This is a genomic window from Acinetobacter sp. PK01 (genome assembly GCF_022819285.1).
Classification (GTDB): domain Bacteria; phylum Pseudomonadota; class Gammaproteobacteria; order Pseudomonadales; family Moraxellaceae; genus Acinetobacter; species Acinetobacter tandoii.
Genome location: NZ_CP094643.1, coordinates 1378688 through 1400743, shown reverse-complemented (window position 1 = coordinate 1400743; position 22056 = coordinate 1378688). Strand labels below are relative to the sequence as shown.

Annotated in this window: 21 protein-coding genes; 12 read left to right on the top strand and 9 right to left on the bottom strand. The window is 38.6% G+C overall.

The window, feature by feature from the left end:
• Positions 1–100: 100 nt before the first annotated feature.
• On the top strand, positions 101–3040 hold the full coding sequence (locus tag MP622_RS06675) for an insulinase family protein (RefSeq protein ID WP_243793152.1): 2940 nt from the start codon (positions 101–103) through the stop codon (positions 3038–3040).
• 24 nt (positions 3041–3064) lie between these two features.
• The gene (locus tag MP622_RS06670) at positions 3065–4204 is read left to right on the top strand and encodes a phospholipase A (protein WP_243793150.1); all 1140 of its coding nucleotides are present in this window, start codon (positions 3065–3067) and stop codon (positions 4202–4204) included.
• Positions 4205–4480: 276 nt separating this feature from the next.
• Here MP622_RS06670 and MP622_RS06665 read toward each other — a convergent pair whose 3' ends face one another.
• Both MP622_RS06665 and MP622_RS06660 read right to left on the bottom strand, forming a co-directional pair.
• Positions 4481–5821 (bottom strand): potassium transporter TrkG, encoded by a 1341-nt coding sequence (locus tag MP622_RS06665; protein ID WP_243793149.1) that lies wholly within the window; start codon positions 5819–5821, stop codon positions 4481–4483.
• Between the two features lies 1 nt (position 5822).
• A complete protein-coding gene (locus MP622_RS06660; protein WP_243793144.1) occupies positions 5823–6473 on the bottom strand; it encodes a TrkA family potassium uptake protein in 651 nt (216 codons plus the stop codon).
• Positions 6474–6626: 153 nt separating this feature from the next.
• Here MP622_RS06660 and MP622_RS06655 point away from each other — a divergent pair, with 153 nt between their 5' ends.
• Entirely contained in the window at positions 6627–7169 is a 543-nt protein-coding gene (locus MP622_RS06655; RefSeq protein WP_016167803.1) for a hypothetical protein, read from the top strand.
• 45 nt (positions 7170–7214) lie between these two features.
• On the opposite strand, the gene ilvA is transcribed toward MP622_RS06655, so the two are convergent.
• On the bottom strand, positions 7215–8753 hold the full coding sequence (gene ilvA, locus MP622_RS06650; RefSeq protein WP_016167804.1) for a threonine ammonia-lyase, biosynthetic: 1539 nt from the start codon (positions 8751–8753) through the stop codon (positions 7215–7217).
• Positions 8754–8858: 105 nt separating this feature from the next.
• Here ilvA and rpiA point away from each other — a divergent pair, with 105 nt between their 5' ends.
• The 8 genes from rpiA to MP622_RS06610 all read left to right on the top strand — a co-directional run bounded on the left by rpiA (position 8859) and on the right by MP622_RS06610 (position 16774).
• On the top strand, positions 8859–9530 hold the full coding sequence (rpiA, locus tag MP622_RS06645; protein ID WP_044738473.1) for a ribose-5-phosphate isomerase RpiA: 672 nt from the start codon (positions 8859–8861) through the stop codon (positions 9528–9530).
• 126 nt (positions 9531–9656) lie between these two features.
• Positions 9657–10337 carry a SprT family zinc-dependent metalloprotease gene (locus tag MP622_RS06640; RefSeq protein WP_243793143.1) on the top strand — a complete coding sequence of 227 codons (681 nt, stop codon included), beginning with the start codon at positions 9657–9659 and terminating at the stop codon, positions 10335–10337.
• A gap of 163 nt (positions 10338–10500) precedes the next feature.
• Positions 10501–11613 carry a GGDEF domain-containing protein gene (locus MP622_RS06635; RefSeq protein WP_243793479.1) on the top strand — a complete coding sequence of 371 codons (1113 nt, stop codon included), beginning with the start codon at positions 10501–10503 and terminating at the stop codon, positions 11611–11613.
• A 113-nt stretch (positions 11614–11726) separates the two neighbouring features.
• Positions 11727–12776: an N-acetyl-gamma-glutamyl-phosphate reductase gene (gene argC, locus MP622_RS06630; protein ID WP_243793142.1), complete on the top strand. Its 1050-nt coding sequence runs from the start codon at positions 11727–11729 to the stop codon at positions 12774–12776.
• A gap of 78 nt (positions 12777–12854) precedes the next feature.
• Entirely contained in the window at positions 12855–13607 is a 753-nt protein-coding gene (locus MP622_RS06625) for a DUF6776 family protein (protein WP_016167809.1), read from the top strand.
• 14 nt (positions 13608–13621) lie between these two features.
• Positions 13622–14035, top strand: coding sequence for an ATP-dependent Clp protease adapter ClpS (clpS, locus tag MP622_RS06620; protein WP_016167810.1), 414 nt, complete (start codon positions 13622–13624; stop codon positions 14033–14035).
• A gap of 9 nt (positions 14036–14044) precedes the next feature.
• A complete protein-coding gene (gene clpA, locus MP622_RS06615) occupies positions 14045–16321 on the top strand; it encodes an ATP-dependent Clp protease ATP-binding subunit ClpA (protein ID WP_016167811.1) in 2277 nt (758 codons plus the stop codon).
• 99 nt (positions 16322–16420) lie between these two features.
• Positions 16421–16774 (top strand): YnfA family protein, encoded by a 354-nt coding sequence (locus MP622_RS06610; protein ID WP_243793141.1) that lies wholly within the window; start codon positions 16421–16423, stop codon positions 16772–16774.
• Positions 16775–16780: 6 nt separating this feature from the next.
• Here MP622_RS06610 and MP622_RS06605 read toward each other — a convergent pair whose 3' ends face one another.
• From MP622_RS06605 to MP622_RS06590, 4 genes are all read right to left on the bottom strand, one after another.
• On the bottom strand, positions 16781–17254 hold the full coding sequence (locus MP622_RS06605; RefSeq protein WP_016167813.1) for a hypothetical protein: 474 nt from the start codon (positions 17252–17254) through the stop codon (positions 16781–16783).
• Between the two features lie 90 nt (positions 17255–17344).
• Positions 17345–18265, bottom strand: coding sequence for an ornithine carbamoyltransferase (gene argF / locus MP622_RS06600; RefSeq protein WP_016167814.1), 921 nt, complete (start codon positions 18263–18265; stop codon positions 17345–17347).
• A gap of 106 nt (positions 18266–18371) precedes the next feature.
• Entirely contained in the window at positions 18372–19022 is a 651-nt protein-coding gene (locus tag MP622_RS06595; protein ID WP_243793138.1) for a TetR/AcrR family transcriptional regulator, read from the bottom strand.
• A gap of 222 nt (positions 19023–19244) precedes the next feature.
• Positions 19245–19475, bottom strand: a complete 231-nt coding sequence (locus MP622_RS06590) for a hypothetical protein (RefSeq protein ID WP_243793136.1) — start codon at positions 19473–19475, stop codon at positions 19245–19247.
• Between the two features lie 140 nt (positions 19476–19615).
• On the opposite strand from MP622_RS06590, the gene MP622_RS06585 reads away from it, so the two are divergent.
• The gene (locus tag MP622_RS06585; RefSeq protein ID WP_035302324.1) at positions 19616–20092 is read left to right on the top strand and encodes a CinA family protein; all 477 of its coding nucleotides are present in this window, start codon (positions 19616–19618) and stop codon (positions 20090–20092) included.
• Positions 20093–20425: 333 nt separating this feature from the next.
• Here MP622_RS06585 and MP622_RS06580 read toward each other — a convergent pair whose 3' ends face one another.
• Entirely contained in the window at positions 20426–21370 is a 945-nt protein-coding gene (locus tag MP622_RS06580; RefSeq protein ID WP_044738482.1) for a phosphatidate cytidylyltransferase, read from the bottom strand.
• On the bottom strand, positions 21367–22053 hold the full coding sequence (locus MP622_RS06575) for a lysophospholipid acyltransferase family protein (protein WP_104442171.1): 687 nt from the start codon (positions 22051–22053) through the stop codon (positions 21367–21369). The genes MP622_RS06580 and MP622_RS06575 overlap by 4 nt, the downstream gene beginning before the upstream one ends.
• Positions 22054–22056 lie beyond the last annotated feature (3 nt).

Here is a 22056-nt window from a genome sequence, read left to right as displayed (position 1 = left end):
TTCTAGACCTGAATAAAATACTCGGGTTTATACGTGAATTATGGCTCAAACTAAAGCTATAATCATTTCAGTTTTATTTAAAAGATTATTAGGAGCGCACATGACTGTAGATGTGACTGAAACTATTTCTCAAACTGTACATCCAGCGTTTCAGTTGATTCGTCAACACCATGTTGAAGCCTTAGATATTTTAGTGACTGAATACCAGCATAAAGTGACTGGTGCGGTACATTATCATCTTGCGACTAATCATGATGAAAATGTGTTCTTGGTGGCTTTTCGTACTCAGCCCATGGATTCAAAAGGTGAAGCGCATATTTTAGAGCATACTGCATTGTGTGGTTCAGAAAAATTCCCAGTGCGTGATCCATTCTTCTTAATGATTCGTCGCTCATTAAATACTTTTATGAATGCCTTTACTGCTGCGGATTGGACAGCATATCCATTTGCCACACAGAATAAAAAAGATTTCCAGAATTTGCTTGAAGTGTATTTAGATGCAGTATTTGCAGCCAATCTGAATCCATTAGATTTTGCGCAAGAAGGTATTCGTATTGAGCTTGAAAATGGTGAGCCAGTATATAAAGGTGTGGTTTTTAATGAAATGAAAGGGGCTATGAGCTCACCCTCAGATCAGTTATATCATCAGTTAGCACATCACTTATTCCCTGAAACCACCTATCACTATAATTCAGGTGGCGACCCTAAAGATATTCCAGATTTAACTTACGATGAGTTAGTAAGTTTCTACAAGTCACACTACCATCCAAGTAATGCCGTTTTCATGACCTTTGGTAATGAATCTGCTTACAACTTACAAGAACAATTTGAAACTCTGGCATTGGCGAAGTTTTCAAAAGGTGAAACGCTCTTTTCTAAAGAAGAGCGTCGTTTGACTGCACCACTTGAAGTGACTGAAACTTATGCAGTGGACGCAGAAGATTTAAAAGACAAGACTTACCACATTATTTCGTGGTTATTGCCTAAAGCCAGTGAGATCAAACTGCGCTTAGGAATGCGCCTTGTAGAAGGTGTATTGTTGGAAGATTCAGCTTCTCCGCTACGCCATTATTTAGAGACTTGCGGTTATGCGCAGTCTACAGGCCCAATTATGGGTGTAGATGACTCTAACTATGAAATGACCTTCTACTGTGGCGTACAAGGTTCAAACCCTGAGCATGCAGCAGAGTTTAAAGCAGGTGTATTTAAAGTTTTAGAAGATGTGGCTTCGAAACCTGTCGATCAAAACATGGTCGATGCGATTTTACATCAAATTGAATTACATCAACGTGAAATCAATGGTGATGGCATGCCGTATGGTCTAAGCCTCATTTTAAATGGTTTAGGTAGTGTTATTCACCACAGTGATCCAATCACGGTGTGGGATGTAGACTCAGCGATTGCTGCAGTGAAAGAAGAACTGAAAGATCCAATGTGGTTATCAAACTTAATCAAAACACATTTGATTGATAACCCTCATCGTGTGCAAATGATCTTAGTGCCTGATGCAAACAAATCTGCGGTGGAAGCGGCGGCAGAAAAAGCACGTTTAGCAGCCATAGGCGCCCAACTGACAGATGCTGAAAAAGCAGAAATTCAGGCGCAAACTGAAGCATTGAAAGTTCGTCAGGATACACCAGACGATCTTAACCTTCTGCCAAAAGTAGGTTTAGAAGATGTACCTGCGGAACTACAAATTGTACAAGGGCAATTGCGTGAGATTATCTCAAACCGTATTGACTATCCGTTAAACCTTTATCATGCGGGTACGAATGGTATTTACTACAATCAGGTGCTGATTGAAATTCCGCAAGATGTAGTGCAATCACCATACTTTAACTTGTTATCTATTTTGATGGGTGAAGTTGGTGCGGGTCAGTATGACTATCTTCAACTACAACAAGTGCAAACTGCGGTGAGTGGTGGTTTGGGGATGGGGGCATCTTTACGCTCTAAAGTCGATGATAAACACAAGATTAGTGCCTGGTTAACTTTGACCACTAAATCGTTGGTGAGTAATTTTGACAGTATTGCTTTGTTAAAGTTGGCGTTTGAACAACTCCGCTTTGATGAGAAAGATCGAATCATTGAGTTATTACAGCAACGTAAAACGCGTTGGGCATCGCGTCTTTCGGGTTCAGGGCATAGTTATGCTATGCAAATTGCGGGACGTAACCACAGCGCTTTAGCGCAACGTGACTATCATAATACAGGCTTAGGTGCATTAAATTGGTTAGGCGATTTGGTCGGTCGAATTGAAAAAGATGCAGCAGCTTATGATGATTTAATCAATGAATTAAAAGCGATTCATTTGAAACTTTTACAAGCACCAAAACAGTTCTTACTAGTCTGTGAAGAACATCAGTCAGACCGTTTGGTTGAAGAAGTGCAAAATGTTTGGGACAAGTTAGATGTTCCTCAGCATAGCGTTGCGCTTAAAGCTGTTGAACAGGTCAATAACCATGCAAATGAAGCATGGTTAATTCAAGCCAATGTACAGTTCTGTGCATCTGCATACCCAGCGGTAGATGTTGCACACGCTGATGCAGCGCCACTCATGGTATTGGCAGCATATTTACGTAATGGTTTCTTACATAGCGCAATCCGTGAAAAAGGTGGAGCTTACGGTGGGGGTGCAAGTTATGACGGTAACGCTTGTTCTTTCCGTTTCTATAGCTACCGTGACCCACGCTTAGCAGAAACATTTAATGATTTTGAAGCCAGTGTGGCTTGGTTGTTGAATACTGAGCAACAACCGCATCAGTTGGAAGAGGCTATTTTAGGTCTGATTGCTTCAATGGATAAACCTGGCTCACCAGCGGGCGAAGCTATTACTGCGTGTTATTCATTATTACATGCACGTACACCTGCATTCCGTAAGCAATTACGTGAACGTTTATTGACTGTGACATTAGATGACTTGAAGCGTGTAGCGGAACAATATTTGCTTAATCAAGAAGCCAATAAAGCTGTTGTGGCTCCGATGGCGAAAAAAGATGAATTGTTAGCATTAGGCTTCCAAATTCATCAAGTGAATTAATACAATAAGAAAAGGGGTGTGTTTATGGCGTTCAAATCATTTGAACGTGGTGTGCTATCGCTGAGTGTTATTATGCTCAGCTCAGCATATACTGCTGCCTATGCGCAAGATCCAGTAGAAAAAATTTCACCTGCGAGCCCAGAAGCTTGTGTAGGTTTGGAGTCTAACGCAGATCGATTAGCTTGTTATGATGCTGTATTTAAGGTGCCTGCAACTGAAGTAAAACCAAAGGTTGCGGAGCCTGTTTTAGTCAAGCAAGCTGCAGTGAAACAGGAACCACAAAGCTCGGAAAAACAAGGCAGCAGTTTTAGCAATTTATTTGCACTGGAAGGGCCTAAAATCGACCCAAATCAATCTTTGCTAGATAAACGCTGGGAACTATCTCCGGACAGTAAATTAGGCACATGGAATATTCGTGCTTACAAGCCTGTATATTTGCTGCCTGTGTTTTGGTCAAGCAAGAAAAATGAATTTCCAGATAGTCCAAACCCGCGTAATACCGTGGATGAAGACCAAAATTTAAAATCGACTGAGGCGAAATTTCAAATTTCACTCAAGACCAAAGCTGTAGAAAATTTATTGGGTGATAATGGTGATCTTTGGGTGGGATACACGCAGTCTTCGCGTTGGCAAGTTTATAACGAAGATGAGTCGCGTCCATTTCGTGAAACCAATTATGAGCCTGAAGCGAGTTTAATGTTTCGCACCAATTATGAAATTTTGGGTTTGAATGCACGTTTATTTGGAATTACTTTAAACCACCAGTCTAATGGTCGTTCAGATCCTCTGTCGCGTAGTTGGAACAGAGCAATTTTAAATTTAGGTTTTGAGCGCGACAACTTTGCTTTGATGATTCGTCCTTGGTATCGTTTTGATGAAAATGCTAAAGATGATAACAATCCAGATATCAAAGATTATGTGGGACGGGGTGATATCACAGCATTCTACCGTAAAGATGATCATGATTTTTCTTTAATGTTACGTCACTCTTTAAAAGGCGGAGATGATTCGCACGGTGCAGTTCAATTTGATTGGTCTTTTCCAATTCATGGCAAATTGCGTGGTCAATTCCAGTTGTTTGATGGTTATGGTGAAAGTTTGATTGATTATAATCATCGTGCAACCTATGTTGGTTTAGGGGTATCGTTACTGAATTGGTACTGATACTTTTTTGAGTAAGTTTTAAAAGCCTGAAATTTTAATTTCAGGCTTTTTTAGTTGGAGTGATTTCTATTTTTTTTTTGCTGCGTTGAGTCCTTTATTTGTCAGTATTCAGTGTTGTAAATTACGCTGTACTCACTCATTGAAAAAGAGTTTGTAATCACTTTAAATTTGACATTATTTGAGCTTCGCTCATGGTTTATCCGGACAGAATAAAATTGAATGCCATTTAAATTTTCAAACATTTTTTCTTTTGAGTAACGAGGCATCCTGAATCCTTCAACCGATCTGAATATCCGTAGGTGGATGTTTTAAACGTGTTTTCTTTGGCGTGGCAATCATATACGCCAAAGTAAGTGGGCCCAGTCGACCAGCAAACATCAACACCATTAATGTAATTTGACTTGCAGGTTGTAAGTCGGAAGTAATACCACGTGATAGACCAACGGTACAGGCTGCTGATACAGCCTCAAAGAGTAAATCGAGAAAATGGTGTTTGGGCTCTAAGAGCAATAAGGTCAAAAAACCCATAAATACCAACATGGCAGTAATAGACACTACAGCCATTGCTTTAAATGAAGTATTTTGCGGTATCGAAAAATTAAAAATACGTATTTCATCGGCACGGCGTAAAAAGCTCACTACGCTTAAAGTGACGACAATAAAGGTGCCGACTTTAATACCGCCCGCCGTACTTAAAGAACCTCCACCAATAAACATCAGTACCATAGTGACCAGTGCGGATGCATCGGTCATGTCGCCCACATTCAAACTGTTAAATCCAGACGAGCGAGGGACTGTCGCATGAAACCATGCATTAATAGCTTGTTCCATCGTACTCATAGGGGCAAGTGTAAGCGGATTATTGGCTTCTAATAGCCAAAATACTATAAAGGCAAATAGATTCAGCCCAGTGATTGTTAATAAAATCAGTTTGCTATTTGGGCTGAGTTTTTTCCAGCTTCTTTGCTGTTTAATGTCCATTAAGACCAAAAAACCAATCCCACCAATGATATACAGCATGCTAATAGTAAATGTAATGAAATATTGGCTGGAAAAGTCCATTAAGCTATTCGGAAATAAAGAAAATCCACCATTATTAAAGGCAGAAACACTATAAAAAGCAGCATAAAAAAAGGCTTTTAAAAAGTCATATTCTTGCATCCACGCAATGGTGAGAATACATGTGCCGATGGCTTCAAAAAATAATGAATACAACAAAACGGCTTTAATAGTATGAGAGACTTTGGATAAGCTGGTATGTCCAATAGTCTCCTGTGCCATAATTTGCTGTTTTAATCCAATTTTATTTGAAAGGCTCATCACGGCTAAAATAGCGAAAGTCATAAAACCTAAACCGCCGCATTGCAGTAATAGCATAATGACGACTTTGCCAAATACTGTATAAGCCTCACCAACATTCACTGCAGACAGGCCTGTAATGGTCACTGCTGAAGTTGCGGTAAATAGCGCATGAATCCATGACAAGTCACCATGATGGGCAATAGGTAGTTTGAGTAGTAAAGTCCCCATTAGAATAAAACTTAAAAAACCAAGTGCTAATAAGCTTGGAGGACTTAAGTTGACCGTATTTTTTGGTTTTTTTCGTATTGTTTTCATATTATTTAAAACGATTCGATAATTTTCGTAATTGTTCCAGATGACCCTCAACGACAATAATATCACCACGCTGTAATACTAAATTTGGGTCTACCTGATATAAAAGATCTTTGCCGCGCTTATGTAAGATGACATTAACTTCAGGATTATATTCACAAATTGTCTGAAAACGAGTGCCATGTAAATTGTCTTTAACTTCAATTTTTACCATATAGCGATCATCTTCCAGAGACATGTAGCGACTGACCATTGGATAACTGAGCGACTGTGCAACACGTACACCCATATCCTCTTCTGGATGAATAATTTTATCAATGCCTAAATGGCTTAGGATCATATGGTGAGATTTTGATTTTGCTTTTACCCAAATTTTTTCGATGCCCAGATTTTTGAGATGTAAAACACAAAGAATACTGGCTTCAATATCTTCACCGATGGCTACTACAACAGCATCACAGTTTTGAATATTTAATTCATTGAGTACGTGTTCATCTGTTGCATCTGCAATTACAGCATGAGTGAGGACATCAGAAATGTTTTCTACATACTTTTTATTGCTGTCGATACCCAGTACATCATGCTTTAACTCAACCAATTCAGTTGCAACAGTTGCACCAAAACTTCCTAAACCAATCACTGCAAATTGGGCCATGTTAGGTCCTTATCTTGTTAGGTGTATTATTATTTACACATTTGAATTTCATAATGTCTAATCATAGCGTTAATTGATGCTTGAAATGAAGTTTTGCTGTATCGACTGTGCATTTAGTAAAAGCAAAATGACTAAAATAATTAGGGTTTTAACATGAATGAAAAGAAAATTTATAAGCAGTTAACAAAATGGTTTCCTGAGTTGAAGCAGAATCCATTGCCTAAAAAAAAGCATCGCGCAAAAGCGGAGTACTTTTTAACTTGGTTAAATTCTCAGGAGAGTGAACAAGCTGTTGAATATATGATGGGACTGAATATTCATCAATATTTGGAAAATGGACTGGCAGAACATCCTTTTTTTCAGCACATGACCACTGAAATTGAAATGGTACAAGCACAAATACAATCACGTGCAGATCCAATTTTAAAACACTATGAGCAATTTGAGCATGTGATTGGGCGTTTTTATCGGGTACAAGATCAAATTTTAGAAATCATTTTGGACGAAATTTATAAATTTCTAAAATTGCAGAATTTCGCACTATTGTTGCTTTGGGGTAAAGAGCATTATTGGTTGGCCGTGCCGAATCAACCCAAAAAAATTGAAGTATTTTGTGAGTTATTTAATCGGCAATTCGATGAGGCGGGTTTGAAAGTAGAAAAATATCAACCTTCAGAAATGTCTTGGTCTATTTGAATGACAAACAGAGCCATAAAGACTCTGTTTGTATGGAGCGATTGATTATTTTAAGAAGCGCTGGTAACCCAGATTGTTGGTAATTTCCACATATGGATAAGTAATGCTTTCTAGTGTTTCAATTAAACCATCTGGGTTTTGTTTGGCATCGCTGGCTTCTAAACCGACCAAAACACGACCTTCGGCAGCACCGTGGTTACGATAGTGGAAGAGGGTAATGTTATGAGTTGGCCCTAAACGCTCAAGGAACGTTAGTAATGCACCTGGACGCTCTGGGAACTCGACACGGAATAAACGCTCGTTTTCTAAGTCTGCATGACCACCGACCAAGTAGCGAATGTGTAGTTTTGCAACTTCATCATCAGAAAGGTCGTCTACATCATATTGAGTCTTCAGTAATTCATGAATGTCATGACGCTCTTTTTCACCATTTTTTAGGCTAATGCCTACAAAAACTTGTGCGGCAGATGCATTGCTTGCACGATAGTTAAACTCGGTGATGTTACGACCTTGTAGTGCACGACAGAATTTGAGGAAAGAACCTTTTTCTTCTGGAATCGTTACTGCAAAAATCGCTTCTTTGTGTTCACCAAGTTCGGTGCGCTCTGCGATATAGCGTAAGCGGTCAAAGTTCATGTTTGCACCGCAAACAATTGACACCATGTTTTTACCGTGAATATTGTGTTCTTCAACGTATTTTTTAATACCTGCTAAAGCCATCGCACCAGAAGGTTCGACAATGCTACGACATTCGTCATAAGTATCTTTAATGGCTGCACAAATTTCGTCAGTGTTTACTAGAACGACTTCACGCTCAACAATAGGCCCAGAGTTGTCCGATTTTTGCAATTGTAAGACTTCAAATGGCTTTTCACCAATTTGTGCAACGGCTGTACCATCGGCAAATAGACCAACTTGAGGCAGAATCACACGCTCATTGGCTTCAAATGCTGCTTTTAAACAAGCCGATTCGTCATATTCAACAGGAATAATTTTGACATGCGGCGCAACATCGCCTAAATAAGCTGCGATACCTGCGATTAGACCGCCGCCACCAACAGCAACGAATACATATTCGACATCACGCCATTGACGTAAAATTTCATTGGCAATGGTGCCTTGACCCGCCATGACCAGTTCATCGTCATAAGGGGGAATAAACGTCATACCTTCATCTTTGGCACATTGAATCGCATATTTATTGGCAACATCGAATGAATCACCATGTAGAACGACTTCACCACCCAAGCGTTTGACTGCTTGTACTTTAATGTCAGGTGTCGTTTTTGGCATGACAATAATGGCGCGAATACCTAACTTTTGACCAGATAAAGCCACGCCTTGAGCATGGTTACCTGCTGAAGCAGTAATAACGCCACGTTCCAACTGAGATTTCGGTAATTGACTAATACGGTTATACGCACCGCGTAGTTTGAAAGAAAAGACAGGTTGTAAGTCTTCGCGTTTAAAGCGAATGTTGTTGTTTAGCTTTTCACTAATTCGTGGCGCTGCTTCGAGTGGGGTTTCGATTGCAACGTCATACACCGTTGCTTGTAAAATTTGTCGAACCAAACGAGACAGCATGTTAATTTTCCATCTAACAGTTTAAAATAGGCGCTTATTGTAACAAACCCCTACACATTTGCGTTTTAAAATTGCGCAAAACGTGAAAAAAAGTTGAGTGATGTCATGAGTCTATATGCAACCCAAGATGAGAAAAAACAAGCAGCAGCGAAAGCAGCTTTAAAACACTTACCAAAAGGCGGCATCTTAGGGGTGGGTACAGGCAGTACCGTTAATTTTTTAATTGAACTTTTACCAGAGCTTCAACTTGAAGCAGCAGTTGCAAGTTCAGAAGCAACCGCAGAACGTCTAAAGAAACTCGGCATTGAAGTGGTTGATATGAATCATGTCGGCGGTTTAGATGCTTATGTTGATGGTGCAGACGAAATTGACCGTCATATGCATATGATTAAAGGCGGCGGTGCTGCTTTAACTCGTGAAAAGATTGTGGCATCAATTGCCAAGAAATTTGTGTGTATTGTTGATGATTCGAAATGGGTTGAACAATTGGGTCGTGAGTTCCCATTACCTGTAGAAGTGATTCCAATGGCGCGTTCGGCTGTAGCACGTAAAATCGTGAGCTTGGGCGGTGACCCAGTTTACCGTGAAGGTGTAGTGACAGATAACGGCAATGTTATTTTAGATGTTTATAACTTAAATATTCTGAATGCACTCGAACTTGAAAAGACTATCAATAACATTCCGGGTGTAGTGTGTAACGGTATTTTTGCGTTGAATAAAGCGGATATCGCTGTAGTTGCAACAGACAACGGCATTGAAGAACGTACTGCTGTTTAAAAAATCCTCCCTGACCCTCCTTTGAAAAAGGAGGGTAGTTTCTCTATTTGAGCTAACAATTTAAGTCATGTTTTAACTTTTAGCTTAAAGTGAAGACTGAATAATCTAAATAAAATTTCAAAATAAATGACCCATACACTGCCAGAAATTCAGATCACCCATCATGCACGCGCAACACGTTTAAGATTACGTGTAGAGCCAACACAAATTCGTTTAACTGTTCCAAAGGTTTGTACAAAAAAACAGATTCAGGCTTTTTTACAGCAGTCTGAGCAATGGATGATTGAGACTTGGCAGAAACAGCAAAAAAAATCAGGACAGCTTGACCGAAGCCTGCCGATACAATTGAACCTATTTAATCTAGAGCAACCTTTACCAGTAATTTATAAAACACAAAAGCAATCTTTTATTTTTGATGAACAAAAGCATCAGCTTTGGGTGAGTGATCGACAACCAGAACAATATCTCAAAGCATTTGTGATTGCGTATGCTAAGCAGCATTTACCACATTTTTTAAAACAAGTCAGTGATGAGATTGGTTTGGGGTATTTGGCTTGTAATATTCGACAAGCAAAAACTCGTTGGGGGAGTTGTAGTGCAAAGCATGACATTATGTTGAATAGTGGTTTAGTATTGTTTCCTAGGGAAATTACGCGCTATGTGTGTGTGCATGAATTGGCACATACGGTTTACTTTGATCATAGTGTACATTTTTGGGCAAAAGTGGCTGAATATGATCCAAATTTTAAGTCGCATCGTCATACATTAAAAAATACAGCATTGCCGTTTTGGTGGTTCTCTTCTTGAAAAAGCTAAATTTTATGATGTGATTAATCTGATAGATTTGAGTTTGAATGAGTAAATAAATCATCTACACTGCGATTACTTTTAGTACAAGCTTTTAGTCTTGGGCGTGAATTTTACAGATACCCATTATTTTATATTAATTGTTCCTGCTTGCCTGATCTTAATGGGAAGCTTGTTTTTAATATGCCATTATTTTTATCAGGCTCCAAAATACTTATTTTGGCTAGGCCTAGGTTATATCGTGCCTTCTTTTTCATTGGCAGCACAAAGTTTTATGTCTAATTCAGAGCTGGCTCTGTCTGCACCTTTACTGGGAGGGATGTATTTATTTGGCGCTTGGGCAAGTGCCTATGCAATGGCATTAAGAAAAAAAGGCCATGCGCATTCATATTGGTGTTTGGGGTTAATTGCGATAGCTCTATTGTTGCTGAGCTATTTTTCATACGTAGATAATCAATTATGGATCAGGATGTTGATTCTTAATTCCACTATTGCAACAGTAGAGTCATTGGTTTTGTTTTCGATATTTAAAAACTATCAAAACATTGATATATTTAATAAAATTGTAGATTTTTCTTATTTTTTTATTGTAATTTATACTTTTACACGTAGTTTAATTATTTATCTATTTTTGAGTGATATTGAAGCTGACATGCTGGTCACCTCCGTTTGGTGGTTAATTATACTTGCTGCAAGTATTTTTTTAAGCATGTGGTTTGCGATTGTTCTGTTAGGGACTTTGGTGCGAGATATTATTCATAAGTTGAATGATGAGCGTCAGAAAGACCCATTAACCAATTTATTAAACCGACGTGGTTTTTATGAAAAAGCCAAGTCAGTACTTTCATATACATCTCAAGACACCCATTTTTTACTGATGTGTGATATTGATCATTTTAAGCAAATCAATGATCAATATGGTCATTTGATTGGTGATAGCATTTTGCAACAGGTTGGTGAAATTATTCGGGAAAGTGTTCGAGGTCAAGATTTGGTTGGGCGTTTTGGTGGTGAAGAATTTATTTTACTTCTAAAAGTAAAAAACCAATATCAGGCTTATGCAATTGCCGAACGTATTCGCATCGCTATAGAAACTAAGCGGTTGTCAGTGAGCAAAATATCGGTCACAGCCAGTTTTGGTTTAGCACAGATCGTTGAGCAAGATTTTATACGTGCGATTGGTGCTGCTGATCAATTACTGTATTCCGCGAAGCAATCTGGACGAAATTGTATTGGTTTGGATTGTACCCAGATGATTTCTACTGCATTGAATTAAAGTGTTAACAACACTAAAACATATAAAATCCAAGCAAAACAGTTTAGAAAGCCTCAACTTCCTGTCATACTACGCAGTTACAAAATGGCTGCTTTTGAATAGGGGTAAAGCGCGTGATTTCAGTAGGTATTGTTGGTGGAACAGGTTATACAGGTGTTGAATTATTGCGCCTATTGCTTCGACATCCAAATGTACAAGTAAATGTACTGACATCACGTACCGAAGATGGCCGCCGTGTCGATGATATGTTCCCAAGTTTACGCGGACATACAGATCTTAAATACTCAGACTTAAATATCGAACAATTAAAACAATGTGATGTAGTTTTTTTTGCAACACCGCATGGCGTAGCGATGAAACATGCGGAAGAACTGGTCGCAGCAAATACTAAAGTGATTGATTTAGCCGCTGACTTTCGTTTGCAAAATTTGGTGCAATTTGAAAAATGGTATGGCATGCAACATGCTTGCCCTGAACTACTTAAAGATTCGGTCTACGGTTTATCAGAACTAAACCGTGACAAAATTAAGCAGGCAAATGTGATTGGTAACCCTGGTTGCTACCCAACAACGGTGCAACTGGGTTTGGCACCATTGTTTAAGCACAGTGACACATTGGTTAAACCTGAGAGTATTATTATTGATGCGAAATCAGGTGTTTCAGGTGCTGGGCGTAAAGCAAGCATGGGTATGATTTACACTGAAAACGCTGATAACTTTAAAGCTTATGGCGTCGCAGGACATCGTCACCATCCTGAAATTGTAGAAGCCTTAGAAAATATTTCAGGTCAAACAGGTGTTTTTGATCAGATCTTGTTTGTTCCGCATTTAGTACCCATGATTCGTGGCATGCTCAGCACTATTTATGTGGATTTGACTGATGCAGGTGCTGAGTTCGATTTGCAAGCATGGTATGAGCAATTCTATGCAAATGAAAGTTTTGTAGACGTGATGCCTGAAAATAGTTCACCTGAGACCCGCTCAGTGCGTGGAGCCAATCAATTGCGCATTGCTCTATATAAACCACAACCTAAAAAATTAGTGGTTTTGGTTGCGCAAGATAACTTGGTTAAAGGTGCTGCTGGTCAGGCTGTTCAAAATATGAACTTAATGTTCGGTTTTGATGAAACAGCAGGTCTAGAAGGCATTGGTTTATTGCCATAAAACTTATTAAATACCTTCACACACATTTAAATTTAGATTTAAATGTGTGTTTTGAATAATTCAAAATAAGAGATGACGATGCAGAATACTGACTCGAACACTACGTCACAATCGAATGAACCTGTCAAAAAGCCTTTTCTTGAAACCAATTTACCTTTGGTGATTGGTGCTGCCGTTTTGGTGCTCGGAAGTGGGTTTATTGGCTATTCGGTCGGACATCGGCAGGGTTTAACAGTGGTTGGTTATGATGCAGATGCCGAACAACTGGTTGAAGTTGTGCAAAAGCAAAAACAAACGCTTGAAGGCTTAAACAAAAGCATGAATACCGCAGTACAAGAGCGTGATGTTGCGGTCAGTAATTCAAATGATTTATTCACCGCACTCAATCAGGCGAAAGACAGTGAAACTCAGGCTAGAAGTTTAAGTGCACTATATCGGGAAATATTACGTCAACGTGGTGGTTTAAGCCTTACTGTACAAAATTTAAGTATTAAGCCTTTACCTGAAAATGCTTTTGAATATCAGCTAGATTTAGTACAAGTCAGCCCAAGTAAACGTAATACTTCTGGGGAAGTAGCCTTACATCTTATTCAAGGCACTGAAGTTTTGGTTGTTCCAATGGAAGATAAAAACTTTAACTTTGATGAATATGAGCGTTTGACTGGACGTTGGACAATGCCTAAAGGCTTTACCCCGCAATTTGTAGAAGTTCGTTTAACTGGAACGAATACACCTGTAATTAAACGCTTTAGTTGGGCGAAAGGAAATGCAGTTGAGTCACCATCTGCCAATATCTCTGAAATCCCTCAAGCTGAAGCGAATGCTCAATAGTTGTAAATGATCATATGCGAAATTCGAAACGCCCAATTTGTCTAAACGACATTAAAAGTAGTTTTTATCAGTCTGGTTTAGTGGACTGGCATTTTAATCCGCGTTTAGTGGATGAACCTCAGCACGATGAGCATGGGGATGTTGCTGTACAAACTGCGCCACCCGAATTAAAGCGTCCATCTTTGTATGCTGTCGTTTTAATGAACGATGATTACACCCCAATGGACTTTGTAATTGAAATTTTACAACAATACTTTGCAATGAATCTTGACCAAGCCACTCAAGTAATGTTAACAGTACATTACGAAGGTAAAGGTATTGCAGGCGTATATCCAAGAGACATCGCGGAAACCAAAGCGAACCAAGTCAATAATTACGCTCGATCTCAAGGTCATCCACTACTTTGTCAGATTGAGCCAAAAGATTAAGGGGGTTACATGCTCAGTCGTCAATTAGAAGTATCATTACGTTTGGCTGTAAGCATGGCTCGTCAAAAGAGACATGAGTTCTTAACAGTTGAGCATTTATTATTGGCATTACTGGACAATGACTCTGCTGTGAATGCATTAAAAGCATGTGGCGCAGATATCATCGTCTTACGGAAAGAATTAGAAGAATACGTAGAACAACATACTCCTAAACTTGGTGAAAACAGCGATCAGGCGCCGCATCCAACTGAAAGTTTTGATCGTATTCTGCAACGTGCCATTTTCCACGTACAATCGAGTGGTGGTGACCGCACTGTAGAAGGGGCAGATATTTTAGTTGCAATGTATTCCGAACGGGATTCATTTGCAGTTTATTTATTAAAACGCCATCAAATTAACCGTTTAACCTTAACGCAATACTTGTCGCATGGTACGCGTAAAGATGAAGTGCAAGTCGAAGAAGAAGCCGAAGAGTTGGATGGGGAGTCCGCATCTTCAGCCAATGCTGGTCCATTAGAGCTTTACACGACCAACCTGAATCATGAAGCACAAAAAGGTAAAACCGACCCACTGATTGGTCGTGAAAAAGAAATTGAACGTGCGGCACAAATTTTATGCCGTCGCCGTAAAAATAATCCATTATTGGTGGGCGATCCAGGTGTGGGCAAGACTTCGATTGCGGAAGGTTTAGCTTGGCTTATTGTTAATGGTAAGGCACCAAAGCCGCTTGCAAATGCTGAAATTTTTAGTCTGGACATTGGTGCATTAGTGGCTGGTACTAAGTACCGTGGAGATTTCGAAAAACGGCTAAAACAATTGTTAAATGCGTTGAAGAAAAGACCTGAGGCTGTCTTATTTATTGATGAAATTCATATGATTATTGGTGCTGGCTCAAGTATGGGGAGCACAATGGATGCATCGAATTTGATCAAACCAGCTTTGGCGAATGGATCGTTGCGTTGCATTGGTTCAACCACATTCCAAGAATATCGCCAAGTGTTTGAAAAAGATCATGCACTGTCACGTCGTTTCCAAAAAATCGATGTTAATGAGCCATCCATTTCTGAAACGATTGATATTTTACGTGGTTTAAAATCTAAATTTGAAGATTTCCACCACGTGAAATATGACGATAAAGCACTGGTTTCAGCGGTAGAGCTGTCTGCGAAATTTATCAATGATCGCTTCTTACCAGACAAAGCGATTGATGTAATTGATGAAGCAGGCGCACAGCGTCGTTTGAAAGCAGAACAAGATGAAAGCTTGATTACTGTTGAAAATATTGAAGATATTGTTTCCAAGATAGCCCGTATTCCACCAAAAACAGTATCGAAAGATGATAAAACAGTTCTGGAAAATCTTGAACGTGATTTAAAACGTGTGGTATTTGGTCAAGATGAAGCAATTGATGCATTGTCTTCTGCCATTAAGTTGTCACGCGCGGGTTTAAAATCTCCAGACAAACCTGTCGGAAGCTTTGTTTTTGCAGGCCCTACAGGGGTCGGTAAGACAGAAGTTACCAAACAGTTGGCGAAGTTGCTCGGTGTTGAACTGGTTCGTTTCGATATGTCTGAATATATGGAACGTCATGCAGTTTCACGTTTGATTGGTGCGCCTCCAGGCTATGTAGGATTTGATCAAGGTGGCTTATTAACCGATGCGATCCATAAGAATCCGCACTGTGTATTGTTACTTGATGAAATTGAGAAAGCACATCCAGATGTCTTTAATTTGTTATTACAAATTATGGATCATGGTTCTTTAACTGATAATAATGGTCGTAAATCAGATTTCCGCAATGTGATCTTGGTTTTAACCACGAATATTGGTGCAGAAAGCATTTCTCGTGTCAGTATTGGTTTTATGGAACAAGACAATAGTCGTGATAATCAGGAAGCGATGAAACGAGCATTCTCTCCAGAATTCCGTAACCGTCTGGATGGTGTGATTCAATTCAAAGCACTCCCTACGACTGTTATTGAGAGTGTGGTAGATAAATTTTTAACTGAGCTGCAAGCGCAACTCGATGATAAGAAAGTCATGCTTGAAGTCGATCAAAGTGCACGTGAGTGGATGGCTGAACATGGTTATGACCGCCTCATGGGTGCTCGACCAATGCAAAGATTGATTCAAGAGCATTTGAAAAAACCACTTGCTGAAATGATTTTATTCGGTGAGCTGGCAGAACATGGTGGTAACGTAGCAGTTTCTGTGAAAATGGAAAATGGTGAAGCTGTTGGTTTGAAACTTGAAGTGTTTGAAGATCAAACTGCTGAACCTGCTTAATTTACTTTTTTGAAAATAACCCGTGTTTACACGGGTTATTTTTTGCTCATTTTTTAGTAGCACTCTATTTATAGTTTTCTGACGGTGACAAATATCTCTATGGATATGCCATTAATCAAAATTTTGACCACAGTTTTCTTATTTGTCCTTACAGCAATTGCTGAGATTTTAGGTTGCTATTTTCCATATTTAATTTTAAATCAAGGGCGTTCTTATTGGTTGTGGATCCCAACGGCACTTAGTCTGGCTATTTTTGTGTGGTTACTGACTTTACATCCCGCAGCTTCTGGTCGGATTTATGCTGCTTATGGAGGAATCTATATTTTCACTGCACTTATGTGGTTACGATACGTCGATCAAGTTATGCTATCAAGATGGGATGTATTGGGTGGGATAATTGTATTGGCTGGGGCAGCAATTATTATTATGCAGCCCCAAGGACTCATTCGTTAAAGTCTGTTATTCAAAATTACAGTCTGAGTTCTTTAAAGTAAGATTATAATTTTTTTGTTCTGAAGTGAGTTTAATTTGAACTTGATATGGATTTACTCTTTGGAATTGATGTTCGAAAAATTTAGGACAACTATGCACTAATGTTTTTTTCATCATTTCATGAACTTGATCATCACCAATGTCTTGGGCGAATTGTTTAAAGTCTGGCGAAGTAATTAGCCCTGATATTTCCATGCGATTTGCATATAAGCGCATTTTTTCAATCACGATGTTTTGATCAAGTTGATAGGGCATCGTACGAGAATCTTCATCACTAATATAATCTAAGATTTCATTCAGTGCAGTTGAATTTTTAACTGTGTAATTTGTATCGACGATCTTTTTCTTTAATAAATATTGATCTAAATCTGTAGGTTGTGCCAAAGCAAACATGGTGAAAGTCGTGGTGAATACACCAAGAATAATAGTTTTTAATTGCATATGTTTAATCACTTATAGACATTATGGTTTTGATTATATCGTCGCCTAAATAAAAAAAGCACCCAGAGGTGCTTTTTTTAGATGGATTTCTTAGTCTTTTTTAAGATTTTCATTTATAAGAAATTCAACCAATGCCTTTTGAGCATGTAAGCGATTTTCAGCTTCATCCCAGACTACAGCATTTAAATGGTCTAACATGGTTTCAGAAATTTCTTCACCACGATGAGCAGGTAAGCAATGCATAAATAGACAGTCTGGGTGAGCAAGATTCATTAAGCGTTCATTGACTTGGTAATCAGCAAAAGCTTTTTCACGGATTTTTTGCTCTTCTTCTTGGCCCATGCTTGCCCAGACATCGGTTACGATCAAGTCAGCATTGACTGCTGCATCTTCTGCTGAGTCAACTAATTCAACACAGTGAGCAAACTCAGACAAGAATTTTTCTTGTGGTTCATAACCTTTTGGTGCTGCAATTTTTAGTTTAAAACCCCACATATGTGCAGCTTCAATATAAGAATTACACATGTTATTACCATCACCAATCCAAGCGACGGTTTTACCTTCGATTGAACCACGATGTTCAAGAAAAGTCTGCATGTCAGCAAGTAATTGGCATGGATGATGGTCATCTGTCAAAGCATTAATTACAGGGACTTTTGAATAAGAAGCAAAACGTTCAACAATATCGTGCCCAAAAGTTCGGATCATCACGATATCTAACATGCTTGAAATAACACGTGCTGAATCTTCAATAGGTTCACCACGGCCAAGCTGAGTATCACGTGGAGATAAGAATATTGCGCTACCACCAAATTGGCTCATGCCTGCTTCAAACGACACGCGTGTTCGGGTGCTCGATTTTTCAAAAATCATGCCCATAACTTTACCAACAAAAGGTTGAAAAATTTCGTTGTCGTGCTGTTTTCGTTTCAATTCGATTGCACGATGCAAAATTTGATTGAGTTCTAAAGTTGATAAATCGCGTAAAGTAAGAAAGTGACGTAGAGCCATGGTTACTCCACAATAATTGCTGTTTCAAGTACAACAATTAGTTGTTGGTTGGTTAAAAGAAAAGACTAACAGTTATATACTAAAAATGTTAGGAAATGCAAAAAAACTAGACTTTTTGATGACCTTCTAAGAAGCGATCGACACAATAATGAATATATTTTAAGTTTTCGTGCTCATTTTCCTGCACATAGATATTCATGAGCACTTGCCATTCTAAATTGCGCACGATGCCAAAAAAGAGTTGAGCAGAATATTCAGGTTCTTCACATGTAATGAGCCCAAGTTCATTGGCTTTGGTTAATATACAAGCAATCGCATTTTGAATATGCTTTGGACCCTGTTCATGGATATGTTGAGCAAGCTGCTTACTACGCTGGGTTTGTTCCATGATAAGACGAAAAAAAGAAGCATTTTCAGGTAAGACGAGATGGATTTGTAAATTCAGTAAAGTCTGGATGAGGTAGTTGCGTAAGTCATCTTTCTCAATATTGAAGGGCATACAAATATCTTTAAAAAATTGCTCACGACGATAGTCACAGATTGCAGTAAATAGACCTTCTTTATTCCCGAAATATTTGTAGATAGAGGCTTTGGAGCCACCAGCATGATTGACGATGTCATCTAATGAAACAGCATCATAGCCATGTTTTAAGAACAAGTCGTTTGCACTCAATAAAAGCGCAAGACAACGCTCATGACCACGTTTGGTATGTGGCACGTCGCGTGCAATAGGTTCTAAATCTGCTATATCATGCATGTTTCTGAAAAGTATCTTTAAAAATCACTTGAAATTATAGCAAAAGTTTGTACAAATTTATTTAATCCATAGTATTTATATGTATTTCTGCTGTTATGAGATTAATTAATAACACTATATTTATCTATTGTTGTAATGCATTCACTTTTAGATTGGATCAATCATAACATGGAGTAATGTTTCTCCATGTTATTTAAGGTGTTGTGGCTTAGTGACTTAAGCTTATTGTGCAATAACTTTAACTAAAATGGTTTGGCTTTCTTCAAAGTCATCTTGAATTTGTTTGCGCTGCAACTCTTTACTTTTCACTTTAAAATCTCGATTTTGAAAGTGAATAAGTAGTGGGATTTGATCAAAATATTGACCATCGACATCTAATTCTTCTTCAAACAGTGGTGTGCCAAGTTGGTAATCTTTACTTTTTAAAACCACATATTTGACGGTTGTTTTCATTGTAATCTCTACCTTTCTTTCTATGCTTTATTTTTAGTTGTATCAGTTTTTAAGCATAGAATAAACCGTTATGCTTAGGGTTTGACTACGAATTGGACAAATAACACTTAAATAAGCTCATGAGGCATTATGGGGAAATTATGCTCAAGCAATGTTGTAATGAATTAGAGCGGCAGCAGCTCAAAATAGCATTCATAGAAAGTGCCAGTTCTGGTTTTTTGTGCAGCCAATTTTCGATTTATAAACATAGTGGTGCAGAAATATTATTGGGTGGTTTGGTTTGTTACGATCCAAGCATTAAGCTACAAGTGTTGCATCTTGATCCAAAATTAATTGAACAGTATACAGCGGAGTCTGCAGAAGTCACGCAGGCATTGGCAAAGACCGGACAGAAACTATTTACACATGCTGATGTGATTGTCGCGTGTACAGGTTTGTTAAAACCTGGTGGAAGTGCAACAGCAGAAAAGCCAGAAGGAACTTTTTTTATAACCATCCTATTTGCTGGAAAATTATATGATTACCGTTATTTGATTACAGGCACACCATTACAAAGGTTAAATGAACTAACAGAAAAAGTTGCTACGTCGGTTTTGTTATTAATTACGACAGACTGAAAATTATCTCATGAATAAAAAAGAGTGTGATGTTTGATTAATAATGTTTCTTTTTTGTCTATAATTGTCAAAAAATGTCACACTTTTGGGTTGTAAATGTAGTTTAAACATGTCTAAATAGAACTACCTCTTAAGAAATGGGGGTGGGGTATGAAAGCTTTAGAATTATTAATAACGTCATCGTCGGTTGTGATGTTGATGATAGTAGTTTATGCCTTTGGGCAAATGATGCATTAACGACTTTGAAAATATCATCTTATTTTTAAAAGTTAGATAAACCCTAGTTTTATAACTAGGGTTTATGCTGTGAGCGATGAAAATGAATGCTTTTCTTTAGCTCCACCAATAACGCAAAATATGAAAAAAAATCGGCGCTGAGAAGCAGATTGAATCTATACGGTCTAACATGCCACCATGACCATGAATTAACTGCCCCCAGTCTTTGACACCTCGGTCTCTTTTGATCGCCGACATGACCAGACCGCCAAAGAAGCCAAAGATACACACAATTAAACCAATGAGAGCTGCCTGCCAATAACTAAATGGTGTTAGCCATTTCATCAGAATGCCGAGACAGGTTGCCAGAAAAATACCGCCTAAAAGCCCTTCAATGGTTTTAGATGGTGAAAGTATCGGTGCAACTTTATGTTTTCCAAATAGTTTTCCGCAGACATATTGCAGTACATCAGAGGCTTGTACAACAATAATCAGCCAGATGGCCAGCCAGATTTTTTCACCTTGAAAGCCAGGTAATTTTAAATTGATGAGGGCTGGTACGTGCGAAATACAAAACACACAAACCATGAGTCCCCATTGAATTTTGGCACTTCGTTCTAAGAAATGTTTGGTATCTTCCTGTTTTAAACTAGCGATTGGGATTAACAGAAAAACATACAATGGAATAAAAATGGAATATAGACCGTACCAATCGATATAGACCAAATAATATTGATAAGGAATAACGAAATAGAAAGCGATTAATAGTGGAAAATAATCACCACGTCGGGTCGGCAATAAGCTAATAAATTCTCTCAGGGCAAAAAGTGAGATAATTGCAAAAAGTAAAATAAAAGTAACTTTTCCCATTAATATCGCTGTAGCAAGCACAATGAGCATGACCCACCAAGCATTGATACGTGCGTTTAAATTATCAATGACAGGTGAAATTTGCTGAGCAGTCCGTTTCTTTAAGATCCAACCAACGGTTGAAGCAAAGACCAATATTCCAGTAAAAATTGCAAAGAGCAAATAGGTTTGCTGTAAGTTGGTTGCTGTCATTGGAACTCAACCTCTTTCAATTCTAATAATGCTTTCTGTGCTTGTAATAAGAAGTCATTTTTATCTGTATGGGCTGTGAATGTTAATGGAGCACCAAAAATCACAGTCGATAATAATGGGAGCGGCACCAGTGCACCTTTAGGCATAACACGTTTAAGATTCGAAATCCAAACAGGAATAACTTCAACATCTGGAAATTGTTGACTTAAATGATAAAGCCCGCTTTTAAAGGGTAATAGTTCGACATCATCATTTAAGTTACGCGTTCCTTCGGGGAAGAAAATAATAGAGTCACCTTGCTGAAGTACTTTTTTAATCGGTTCAAGTGGGTCTGATTGACCATTATGGCTTCTTTGAATCGTCACCCCTGTAAAGGTGTCATGAATCAGAAAGCGTCGAAAGCCATCTTTCAGCCAATAATCTGATGCGGCTATAGGGCGGGTTTTGCGGCGTATAGGCGTTGGTAGTGAAGACCATAATAATATAAAGTCAATATGACTATTATGATTGGCATAGTAGATTCGCTGCTTGGTAGCAGGCTTGCAACCAACCCATCGACTACGTGCACCTGTTAACAGTCGTGCACTACGACGGGTTAAAAAAGCAATAAAACGTGCCAGTGACTGAGAAAGAAAATGGGCTTTATGATCGGTTTCAGTTGAGGAAGAATTTGTACTTTGCATAAC